General features: G+C 52.1%; 13 protein-coding genes and 1 pseudogene. 12 read left to right on the top strand and 2 right to left on the bottom strand.

Features of this window, described 5'->3' with window-relative positions:
• The 6 genes and pseudogenes from MHZ89_RS22315 to MHZ89_RS22290 all read left to right on the top strand — a co-directional run.
• A pseudogene (locus tag MHZ89_RS22315) lies at positions 1-103 on the top strand (integrase); the annotation flags it as partial.
• Between the two features lie 14 nt (positions 104-117).
• Positions 118-348, top strand: a complete 231-nt coding sequence (locus tag MHZ89_RS22310; RefSeq protein WP_311784640.1) for a hypothetical protein — start codon at positions 118-120, stop codon at positions 346-348.
• A 212-nt stretch (positions 349-560) separates the two neighbouring features.
• Positions 561-2,996: a VapE domain-containing protein gene (locus MHZ89_RS22305; RefSeq protein WP_311784639.1), complete on the top strand. Its 2,436-nt coding sequence runs from the start codon at positions 561-563 to the stop codon at positions 2,994-2,996.
• Between the two features lie 614 nt (positions 2,997-3,610).
• Positions 3,611-4,144 carry a hypothetical protein gene (locus MHZ89_RS22300; RefSeq protein ID WP_311784638.1) on the top strand — a complete coding sequence of 178 codons (534 nt, stop codon included), beginning with the start codon at positions 3,611-3,613 and terminating at the stop codon, positions 4,142-4,144.
• Positions 4,144-4,680 carry a hypothetical protein gene (locus tag MHZ89_RS22295; protein WP_311784637.1) on the top strand — a complete coding sequence of 179 codons (537 nt, stop codon included), beginning with the start codon at positions 4,144-4,146 and terminating at the stop codon, positions 4,678-4,680. Before MHZ89_RS22300 ends, MHZ89_RS22295 begins: the two co-directional genes overlap by 1 nt.
• On the top strand, positions 4,652-4,930 hold the full coding sequence (locus MHZ89_RS22290) for a hypothetical protein (RefSeq protein WP_311784636.1): 279 nt from the start codon (positions 4,652-4,654) through the stop codon (positions 4,928-4,930). The genes MHZ89_RS22295 and MHZ89_RS22290 overlap by 29 nt, the downstream gene beginning before the upstream one ends.
• 174 nt (positions 4,931-5,104) lie before the next feature.
• Here the strand turns inward: MHZ89_RS22290 and MHZ89_RS22285 are convergent, their stop codons facing one another.
• Both MHZ89_RS22285 and MHZ89_RS22280 read right to left on the bottom strand, forming a co-directional pair.
• Positions 5,105-5,350 carry a hypothetical protein gene (locus MHZ89_RS22285; protein WP_311784635.1) on the bottom strand — a complete coding sequence of 82 codons (246 nt, stop codon included), beginning with the start codon at positions 5,348-5,350 and terminating at the stop codon, positions 5,105-5,107.
• Positions 5,337-5,525, bottom strand: a complete 189-nt coding sequence (locus MHZ89_RS22280) for a hypothetical protein (RefSeq protein WP_311784634.1) — start codon at positions 5,523-5,525, stop codon at positions 5,337-5,339. The genes MHZ89_RS22285 and MHZ89_RS22280 overlap by 14 nt, the downstream gene beginning before the upstream one ends.
• Before the next feature lie 121 nt (positions 5,526-5,646).
• On the opposite strand from MHZ89_RS22280, the gene MHZ89_RS22275 reads away from it, so the two are divergent.
• The 6 genes from MHZ89_RS22275 (at position 5,647) to MHZ89_RS22250 (ending at position 9,993) form a co-directional block, all read left to right on the top strand.
• Positions 5,647-6,309 carry a hypothetical protein gene (locus MHZ89_RS22275; RefSeq protein WP_311784633.1) on the top strand — a complete coding sequence of 221 codons (663 nt, stop codon included), beginning with the start codon at positions 5,647-5,649 and terminating at the stop codon, positions 6,307-6,309.
• A 26-nt stretch (positions 6,310-6,335) separates the two neighbouring features.
• Entirely contained in the window at positions 6,336-7,346 is a 1,011-nt protein-coding gene (locus MHZ89_RS22270) for a major capsid protein (protein ID WP_311784632.1), read from the top strand.
• 861 nt (positions 7,347-8,207) lie between these two features.
• Entirely contained in the window at positions 8,208-8,651 is a 444-nt protein-coding gene (locus MHZ89_RS22265) for a helix-turn-helix domain-containing protein (protein ID WP_311784631.1), read from the top strand.
• 123 nt (positions 8,652-8,774) lie between these two features.
• Complete coding sequence (locus MHZ89_RS22260) at positions 8,775-8,915, top strand: Arc family DNA-binding protein (protein ID WP_311784630.1); 141 nt, start codon at positions 8,775-8,777, stop codon at positions 8,913-8,915.
• A gap of 71 nt (positions 8,916-8,986) precedes the next feature.
• A complete protein-coding gene (locus MHZ89_RS22255; protein ID WP_311784629.1) occupies positions 8,987-9,124 on the top strand; it encodes a hypothetical protein in 138 nt (45 codons plus the stop codon).
• Entirely contained in the window at positions 9,121-9,993 is an 873-nt protein-coding gene (locus tag MHZ89_RS22250; RefSeq protein ID WP_311784628.1) for a tyrosine-type recombinase/integrase, read from the top strand. Before MHZ89_RS22255 ends, MHZ89_RS22250 begins: the two co-directional genes overlap by 4 nt.
• Positions 9,994-10,011: the final 18 nt, after the last annotated feature.

The raw sequence follows: 10,011 nt of genomic DNA, 5'->3' as shown, positions 1-10,011 counted from the left end.
TGAACTCCTTGGGCATAGCAATCCGGCGGTAACTCGCACATATCTGCAGTTAGGGAGCCAGGCGAGCGAGATCCAGGCGCGTTTGGCTATGGAAGTGTCATAAAAGAGAGGTGTTATATGGTTGATATACATGCCGTAGTAAATGCGGACGAAACAGATTTGTCTGTATTACGTGAATTACTGGAAAAAGAATTTCCCGGTCACAGAGTTTACGTTAAGGAACAATGCAAAGGTTCGTTTGACGATATTTCTATCGTTAGTGATAAAGACGAACCATGTGATGATGCGATAATAGCAATGGACAAGAAAATAAATGAACTAAAGGAAAAGGCCAAAAAGTCTCTTTGACGCCAACAGGCTGAAAGGAGTAGAGTTCCACATACGAAAAAGCCACCGCGGCAAACGATGGCTTTTGAGTAACCCAAAGAACCTTTCACCCCTGAAATAGTTCTGTAGGTAGTATATCCAATGATTGGATATCGCACAATGTACACATCCTACATTATTATTTTCGTGGTTGCAAGGTTCCCAAAATATTAGTTTTGAAGGGAGCAACCTTTATGAATCAACGCAGAAAGAGAAGCGAAAATATTAGTAACGTCCCTGCCAACGGGACACTTTTCTATTCATGGTCTCGCCCGTTACAACCAGAAGGCCGCGAGGATGTGCATGTATTTAGCACTAATACCGGCACTATCGAGCACGTAGAGCAGCTGCTGCAGCCGTGCGATGGCGATTATCCCGACATCAAGACGGCGCCCGGCTATTTTTGTGCTCGCTGCGTTCGTCCTGAGAGTCGCAAAGGGAAGGGAACGGCGCCGGCGGGGATGTTCTGGCGTGATGGCGACAGCATTGCCGATCAGTCAATTTATGGATTCGACTTTGACGCAGCGACGCCGGAGAGCTTCGCAGAAGTGCGCCGCATTTTGGAAGAAATGCCGCATTGGTGGGCACTTTATACAACGGCGAGCCATACAGACGCCGAACCGCGGTTCCGTGTAGTTCTGGCCACGGATAAGCCGGCGAACGGCGCTGAGCAGATGCTGTTGGTTCGTGCCGCGCTTCTCGATCGCTACTTCCCTGGACACGCCGTCGATTCAGCAACATTTACCGCGGCACAGGTGATGTATCGCACGCCACAAAACGGCGACGTGTCATTCAGCGCGTATAAAACGCCGCTGCGGCTGGCCGGCGCCCTGCGCCATGCTCGCATCAACAACGTGCAACCGCCGGTTACGGCGAAACGGCGTGACACAGAGCTGACTATCGCTGATGATCTGGCCGGTATCTTCGCGCCGTTTATGCAACACCTGCTTACGCTACCTGGCGCCCGTGCTGATGGTAACAGTGTCACACTGCGCGCCTCAGCGTCGCACGGTCGGCAGTATAGCGGCGAGAATCATGATACAAGCCTTCGCTTTTCGCCCCCAGGACAGGGCTATACGCAATTCAATGTGACATTCGTACATGACACAGATCGCCAGGCAGTGGCACAGATGAAACGCCACAGCGAGAAGCTGCGCTACGCCTGTGAAGCGTGCGGCGCCGACTTTAATTTACTTCAGGAACTCACAGCTAACTATCACAGCGCACGAAACAGCGCGCATGACGGTGAAACCGGTACGACACATAATGCACCAGTTTCGGCGCGCAAGCCGCATCAGGTTTTAGACCATCAGGGGATGCTGGGCGACTACCGTGATAAGGCGCGCAAAGCTGTGTCAGAGCGTTTCCAGATCGGCCCCGATATGGTTCCCCCGGATGTGCGTCTTAAAAAGAACAAAGACGGCGTTCTGACAGGATATGACGCCATGAAAACCCGCGATAACCTGCACTGGATGCTATCGAGACAGCGCTATGTGGCGGCGTATAACGAAATGAGTGACACAGTAGAACTGTGTCGCAGCAACGGCGCACGCATCGAGAGAACAGAAGCTGCAGTGCGTTCTCGCATTGTCTCAGATCTTGAGCGCGCCGGTTTATCTACCTCTACTTTCGATGAGCATTTTACAGCCTGTGCAGAGGAAAACCGCTATCACCCTGTAGATGCCTGGCTGCGTAAAGGCGGCGGCTGGGACGGCGTGAAACGTGTTGATCGTGTCCTGTCCTGCCTGAATGCGGAGAAACCGGAGTACGCAAACGCCGTTATGCGCTCAGCGCTCATCGCCGCCGTTCACGCTATTGATCTAGAAAAGCCCGGTATCTCGTTCAAAGCCATCCCTACGCTTTTCAGCGAGCAAAACAACTACCATAAGACACACTTTTTTAAACGCCTGTTCAGTGTGGCCGACGGCGTTTTCAAAGAAGCGCTGTATCTTGATCCGAAAAACAAGGACAGCGTAAAGACAGCTACAAATCTTTGGGTAGCAGAGCTGGGCGAGGTTGACTCAATGACCAAAAAGGAGAGCAGCGAGCTAAAAGCCTTTGTGGACAACAGCCAGGACGCCTACCGCGCCGCCTACGCCCGCACTGAAAGCAAACGCGCACGCCGCACTGTGTTCGTGGCCAGCGTGAACAAAGATGACTTTATTCGGGATGCTTCGATAGCCAGCCGCTTTCCGGTGATCTCTTTGGCTGCCCCTATCGCTATCGACGAAGTAAACCGCCTGCTTGGATGGACTTACAACGGCAGCGGCGCACGGCTGACAGATCCCGAACAGCTTCGCCAGTTCTGGCTTGAGGTCAAAAGCTGGGTAGACGCCGGCGAGGGTTACGATTTGCCGGCGGAGTTAACGGCTGCTGTGCAGGAAAATAACCGCGCGTTTATCGCCGTTGATCCCGTTTCAGTTACTATCGATGACTATTTCTCAAACTGTGAAACCGCAAAAATTAGTGTATGGATGACCACTACTGATTTCTGCCGGAAAGCGGGAATAGCGGACAGATACGTTTCTAAAGCAGGTAAGCTGCTGCGTAAGAAGATGATGGACTTACATCTTCCGTATAAGAACGTCGGGAACGTCTTTCGGTATCACGTACCCGTAACCGTTCAATAATGAGCAAAGGCGCTGAAAAGCGCCTTTTTTAATGCCTTAAATCGCCATGCACCCCCACTACCCCAACCTGACCCCCACTTGCTGAAGCCTTGCTGTGACTGGGTTTAGTTGGGGTAGTTAGGGTAGTTAGGGTATATTTATATATAAGTTAAAAATTAAATAACTACATACAGTCTCTACGGTACTGCAACCACATTTTATATATTTCTGTAGAGACTCTTATAGAAAGTTACCCCACCCCCACTAACTACCCCCACAAAACCCAGTGCTGGCGCGGGTTTGAGGGCTGTTGGGGTACTTTTAAACACCCTAACCTACCCCCATTTACGCCCCAACTTTAGCCGCCAGTGCAACCACATAAAAAACACGAAGTAATTAATAAACAGGAAAAAACAGGGATACTGATTAATAACCTGTCTTTAACTCCTTTTATTGTGCTCTGAGATCTGCGGTAGACCCTATGCGCGTGCGTATGCCACAAACGGCGGTTATCTGGTGTGATAGTAAGTAAATTAAGGTGGGATAAATCGTATTTTGTGGTTGCAAATCAATAGCTTGAGTGTTTTTAAAACTCTGATAAACTGTCTAAATACTAATCAGTCAGAGAACGCGCCATGTCAGAGCCTATTAAACGAGTTCGCCGCAGCACTCAGAAAGCGGAAAGCCTTACAAACGAGCCAACGCTGCGCAAGCCCGGTTCGGCCAGATTTGAAAAGGGCAATAAAGGCGGGCCAGGACGCCCAAAAGGTAGCGTAGACCCGCTGCGAGCGGTGATCCGCGATGCCATGCCGCAGGTGCTGGAAAACCTCATCCGCGTCGCACAGACGCCGACTAAAGAAGGCGTGCGCGCTTCTGAAATTCTTGCTAATCGCGCATTACCGGCGACACGCCCCACGATGCCGGCCGTGCGTATCATGTCCGAGGCTCAATGGGCCAAACTGAGCTATACGCAGCGCATTGACGCCATCACGGCGGCCAGCGTGTCTGGCGCCATCACCTGCGACATGGCGGCGGCCTATGCTGCGATCCTGCGCCAGACAGCACAGGTTGTAGAAATGGATGAGCTAAAACACCGCCTCGAAGAACTCGAAGCCACTGCCAAAGCACAGCAGCAAGCAGAAGCTGCAGCTGACGGGCGTGCCTGGTAATGGGGCGTGTAGCTGCGCAGATCGATTATCTCTACCGCACCGGGAGAAATACCGGTAAGGCGCGGGAGCCGTGGCACATCGTCCCTGTAGTGGCCGTAGCAAGCCTTGAGGACATAGCTGAGACCTACACCGCAGCCGATCTTAAAACACCGCACAAGCCTTTACCGTGGGTTTTGCTACCGCAGACGGCAGCCGATGGCCTGCCCGACCGCGAACAGCAGGTGATTTTCTTATTCGACGACAAAGGCGACTATGCCGAACAGTGGCAGATCGCCTGCAGAGAAGTCCATCAGTGGGCGCAGAGCTGGTACGACAGCACGCACACGCTATGGGAAGTAGTGATAATCAACTACGGCCAGCCAAGGGCGCCCAGTACCGCAGCCGGCGAAGCACTGAATACAGTGAATGAAGAATTGTCCGAAACAGCACAGGCAGTAGCTGAACCAGAACCGCAATTGACCGAAACGACAGAGAGGACTGAACAAAATGCTAACACCGGATTCACTTTTGACTTTTTTCAAACGCCTGCAGGATGAGAACGGCCCTGGATACTACACGCACGCTGAATTACGCGCAGAAGCACAGGCACGCGGACTACGGTTCCTGAAGGTGGCGCAATGGCGCGCTATGCGTCAGCTGGTAGCGAACGGCGATATCGTACGTGAAAATATGGAAGAAGGCGGGTGTTACTACTGGCTGGCCGGGAAGCACTGGGATCAGGCGGCGCCAGCGGCGATGACAGAGCTTTTATCGAATAAGATGCGTCAGAGTATCGCTAGAAACTAAAGCCCGGCATAAGGCGTTTTAAGCGGCTTAAATCGCTTGTGTGGTTGCATTTTGTACAGTAAGGTTTGTTTGTATTACACATGGTGCACTTATTGCGTGTTAAATTGCTGAGAACCGCAAGCCTCAGCAGTAAAAGAACCCAGGCTTACTATCCCTCCTGGGTTTTTTTACGCCCTAAGCATGTCTTTCTGCCAGCGCCAGCAGCCATGAGGACAGGCGCCCGTCTTTAGGTGTAACAGGCGTGAAAGCTATCACAGGCTTCGGGTGCTCGCCTTTCTCACGAACTCTTACCCACGGGTTATGCCCGGCCAGAACAGCACGTCTGCGTTCCTCCGCTTCAGCCTCAAAATCTACGCGCTCAGCTGCTGCATATAAACGGCGCATACCGGCTTTGCCGGCCATCAGGTTAACGCTGGGCATTTAAAAGAGCCTCCCTTAGCTGTGCCTCAATAGATCCCAACGGCGATTTATTCAGTTCTGCAAGGCGTGCGCGGTTCCTTGCCGCCTGCTTGAGATAACCCGGCTGCCCGTTGCGCTGGTCGTGATCTGTGATAGCGCCGGCACGTCTGGCAATAGCTTCGTTATGTGTTCGCATAGCCTATACCTGTTTTTGTGGTAGATAATTTATTTTCTACCTTTTTTGTTGGTAAGTACACGGATATAGGGTATTATTTGAGCGTTATCCCATCCCCGATCACGCTTAAGGAGCGCGACAAATGGCACTGAAATTCAAATTAACCGAAGCAGAATTGAGCCAACTCTCAAGCGACCTGCAGAGCTGCTACACAAAGAACGCTGACGGCGACGGCTACCGCCTCGACCTGGATGATGCGAGTGTAGAACTGGCTGCCGTAGCTGGATTGAAGGCGAAAAACGCTGAATTGCTGGGTAAATTGAAGGCCGCCGGGGATGAGAAAACAGCGTTACAGCAGCAGATCGACGAGCAATCACCTTTGGTTGCAGATCATCAGACATTGCGCGAGCAAATGCGCAAAGCGCTGGTAACTGACAAGGTAGACGCGTTCGTTAATCGCTATGTGCCTGAACGCCTGCGATCCGTGGTTCGGCCCTCACTGGAAAAACATTTTGACCTTCAGAAGGGCGAGAACGGCGAATACGCCAGCAAAATCGGCTATACGCGAGCAGCAACTGAAACAGAGCCAGAGCAATTCGTGAACTGCACTAACGATGAGCTGTGGCAACACCTGAAGACCGACCCAGCGCTGGGCGGTTGTATGGTGCAGAATTTCGCGGCCGGCGCGACAGGCGCCCTCCGCAATGCCGAAACATCACAAGGTGAGATCGGTAAACCTCGCAATGTCCAGGACAGAGCGCTAGAGATTGTGCAAAACCTAAACATTGACTCTAACGGCGGCTAAAGCCGCTATAAAAACGGGGTATTACCATGGCGTATGATGTTTTCCAGCAGAAGGCCGATCAGGCTACTGAAACACTCATTACTGAGAACCTGGATGTTTTCGGCACTTCGTCCAACGGCTCTATCGTCCTGCAGAACACTACCAATCTGCCTGGCGATACTGAAACACAGCGGTTTTTTGGCGGTCTGCCGGCGGTTGTAGACCGTAACGCGTATGACCTTACCGGCACGCAGAACCCGGTCGAGATCGCCACCATGACGGCAAATGCTGTGACGTGTGATTTTGGTATCCCTACCTATAAAATCACTGAATCTATGCTTCAGCGCATGATGGGTAACTCTCAGGAGACCGACATTCTGGCCGCGCAGAAAGCAACAGAGCTTTCCGCTGCTTTCACGGCGGCTGAGCTGCAGCGTGCCGTATCTGGTGCTGTAGCAGTGGCCAGCCTTAACCCTAACAACGTCCTGACCATTGAGGCGCCGGCGTCCGGTAGCGTGGGCGACCTCGGAAACCTGACTGTAGATTCTATCTATGCCGGTCTGGCGCGGTTTGGCGATGCCTACGGCCGCCTGGGCGCGATCGTCATGCACAGTAACCAGTTCTTTTCTCTGGCCCGTACTGACCTCATCAAAAACGGCACGCAGCTGTTTAAAGCGGCTGATCTGGCAGGTAACGGCGTGTCTGTGATTGAGCTGGTAACTGGCCAGCGTGTTGTTGTAACCGACGCACCGGCGCTGCTGGGTAACACCCTGCTGTTGTCGCAACAGGCGATCATGATGAAAGCGCTTAACGTGAACAGCGTTTACGAACGCCGCGCCGGTAACGTCAACATCTACGGCCTTGGCCAGCATGAAACGTCATGCCGTATCGGCTTCCGTAACGCGCGCCTTAAGTCCTCTGTTCTGTCCGCTATCGAAGGCACTAAGTCTATCGACAGCGCTACTTTCGCGAACCCGGCCAGCTGGGAACGTGTACAGAAGGACTCAGACAAGAAAGATATTGGTGTGTTGATTAAGTTCACCGCCAAAGCTGCGTAACGGCGAAAGCCTCACATAAAGCGCCCTGTGGGGCGCTTTTTTATTGCCTGGAGATTATTAAAGATCGCGTGCAGCGCTGGCTGTTGGTGCGTCGCGTGCCGCAACAGAAGAAAACATCGGTAAATTAGCCGGATAAAAAGATCCTCGAAGGATCTTCCCCGAAGCGGCGCAAGGGTATAAGGTAACGGCCAGAAACGAAAAAAGCCCCCGTTTGCAGCGGAGGCTTTTGACGCCGGGGCAGTGTTTGCAGCACCTAACCGGAAGGTAACTGGATCTTTTGCGGGAACAGCTACCAAATTTGTAACCTCAGTGTATCTGCCATTCGCAGAGCATTCAAGCAGCTAACAGGGCAATTTATCCCTGTAAGCACTTCTAAGTGATGTTCCCGCATAGACCCTGTTACCGCATTGGCTGTTGCCATTAGCGGCGCTTTGCCGTGTCTGACGAACTGGAAGCATGTGTTTGTCATAGTCAGGCAGCAACAGCAGGGCTAGACGGGGAGTCTGATTAAAAAGCCCAGCGTTGGAGCGACTACCTAAACAGAAAGCCGATCATCAGATAGCGTGAGGAATGAGAAAACGCCACGCGCCCAGCAGGGGAAAGGCGGATTGATGACGGCAAAAGTGCATGGTGGGATGTCAGGACGCAATCAGGGGAGCACGGCAAGGAAACGAGCCGAATCTCGAAGCTGGCACGGTTTCGCTACTTCCGGTTTGAGCGTTTTTTAACGTCGCTCGCTGGGAGTAGCGGAGCTATGGAAAAAGGCCTGTTTCGCGTTTCCGCTCGCCTTGCGCTTGCTCGTTGCAGTATGTTGTAACGTGACACGCGAGACACACTCAATTTATCTGATCGGTGATACACATGGCTAACGATACACATTTACTCAATCTGACTGATGCTGCACTGGCAGCCGGAGTCAGCCGGAAAACGTTATATCGCCATATTGATGCGGGTGAACTGTCGGTGACACGGCAGAATGGGAAACGTTTTATTGATGTGTCAGAACTGATCAGAAAATACGGCAATGTGTCATTACCGGACAAAAAGAAACAGCGTGACACGGTAACAGATGACACACAAAGCGCGGCACTTACGGCGCTGTCCAAAGAGATACAGGAGCTGCGTGCGCAGATGACTCTTTTGCTTGAGGACAAAGACAGGCGCCAGGCCGAACTAAAACAGCGTGAAGCCGACAAGCAGCAGTTAACTGATCAACAGAAGAGGATAGAAGACCTGACCAAAGAGCTTGAAGCTGAGCGCAGCAAATCTGTCTGGGCGCGCATATTCGGCAGCAAAAAGTTTTAAGGCCGCATGATTTTTACTAATCCGGCGATTTTCTGAGGGTTGCCAAAAATAAGCCGGCATCGTAGCTTCTAGGCATTGCAATGAAACCAAAATGAAAGCATAATGATTTCAGGAGGTGCTTATATGAAGCAGGTAAGTTTTCGTATGGATGATGATGTTTATGCCGCGCTCGTCAAGCTGGCCAAAGACGATGATCGAAGCATTAACAGCTACCTTTTGAAACTGGTAAACGATGCCGCGAAGAAAGCGGATAAAGGCCAATAAAAACGAAGCCCCGGCAGTAGCTGTAACTACTCCGAGGCGTGATAAACAATCGACCCCAGCAAGGAAATCGCATGTCTATGAGCAGCATTCTACATATCGCCCTTCGTATCGTCCAGGGTAAACCCGTTCATGTACCGGCTATGAATAAAGCCGATCTCAGCAATCTGTTGGATAGCGTAGCCGTTCTGCGCAAGGAGCTGGCCCAATGATGAACCTTTCACAGTTAGTAGCCAAAGCGCGCCAGGTTCGCGGGAATATCGTCGAACAGATATCCACTAAAGGTACTCGCACTATGCAGCCGGTTTACGATCGTGACGAACAGCGGAAGCTGCGCGAACGTATCCAGAAAACCCAGGCCGACTGGGTGCTTTTGTTCTGGGATATTTCTACTGTTACCGGCTGGAGAACCAGCGACGTACTCAATCTGCGCTATTCCTGCATCAACTGGGAAACCGGCCGCACGGTGATAACCGTAGCGAAACAGACTAAATCAGCAGAGGCTCGCGCTACCCGTAAAGGCATCGAGATCGTTCGCCAACAGCGTAAAGACGCTGCGCGCATCGCCGGTAATCACCTCGAATACATGCAAATCGACGCCATGACGTGCGATCAGCTGGCCGCCGTTATGACTGAAGCCGAACAGGCGGTTGTCTTTGAATTAGTGAGCCGTGCGGACGTTAAAACAGACGCTAAACAACTGCCCCCTGGCATTTTGAAACGCCTGCGCGAACGCATGGAGCGTAACTTTGTCGAGGATGGTTTAGTTTTCAGTCGCAGCCAAATTGACAGTTCACGCTGTCAGGCAATGAACGGCGCTGTCACGCGGCAGGCTATCTGGAAGCGCTTGCACGCCGTTGTGCAGTGGTTCAACGCGCATGTAAATGCAAAGCTGCGTCTCAGTGCATATAGCACGCGCAAAATAGCTGCATGGAACGTGATGCAGGCCGCCGGCGCTCAGGGGCTTTTGATCGCTTCTGAACTCCTTGGGCATAGCAATCCGGCGGTAACTCGCACATATCTGCAGTTAGGGAGCCAGGCGAGCGAGATCCAGGCGCGTTTGGCTATGGAAGTGTCATAAAAGAGAGGTGTTATATGG

Origin of the sequence: Pantoea sp. ACRSB (assembly GCF_022346905.1) — a bacterium.
Lineage (GTDB): Bacteria > Pseudomonadota > Gammaproteobacteria > Enterobacterales > Enterobacteriaceae > Pantoea > Pantoea piersonii.
Note: the sequence above shows the minus strand (reverse complement) of the source record. Positions and strands in the feature narration are given on the sequence as shown.

Coding starts and splice junctions, on each gene's coding strand:
- MHZ89_RS22260 (WP_311784630.1), top strand. CDS start 8,775: ATGAAGCAGGTAAGTTTTCGTATGGATGATGATGTTTATGCCGCGCTC.
- MHZ89_RS22295 (WP_311784637.1), top strand. CDS start 4,144: ATGGGGCGTGTAGCTGCGCAGATCGATTATCTCTACCGCACCGGGAGA.
- MHZ89_RS22265 (WP_311784631.1), top strand. CDS start 8,208: ATGGCTAACGATACACATTTACTCAATCTGACTGATGCTGCACTGGCA.
- MHZ89_RS22270 (WP_311784632.1), top strand. CDS start 6,336: ATGGCGTATGATGTTTTCCAGCAGAAGGCCGATCAGGCTACTGAAACA.
- MHZ89_RS22250 (WP_311784628.1), top strand. CDS start 9,121: ATGATGAACCTTTCACAGTTAGTAGCCAAAGCGCGCCAGGTTCGCGGG.
- MHZ89_RS22285 (WP_311784635.1), bottom strand. CDS start 5,350: ATGCCCAGCGTTAACCTGATGGCCGGCAAAGCCGGTATGCGCCGTTTA.
- MHZ89_RS22280 (WP_311784634.1), bottom strand. CDS start 5,525: ATGCGAACACATAACGAAGCTATTGCCAGACGTGCCGGCGCTATCACA.
- MHZ89_RS22275 (WP_311784633.1), top strand. CDS start 5,647: ATGGCACTGAAATTCAAATTAACCGAAGCAGAATTGAGCCAACTCTCA.
- MHZ89_RS22305 (WP_311784639.1), top strand. CDS start 561: ATGAATCAACGCAGAAAGAGAAGCGAAAATATTAGTAACGTCCCTGCC.
- MHZ89_RS22300 (WP_311784638.1), top strand. CDS start 3,611: ATGTCAGAGCCTATTAAACGAGTTCGCCGCAGCACTCAGAAAGCGGAA.
- MHZ89_RS22310 (WP_311784640.1), top strand. CDS start 118: ATGGTTGATATACATGCCGTAGTAAATGCGGACGAAACAGATTTGTCT.
- MHZ89_RS22255 (WP_311784629.1), top strand. CDS start 8,987: ATGTCTATGAGCAGCATTCTACATATCGCCCTTCGTATCGTCCAGGGT.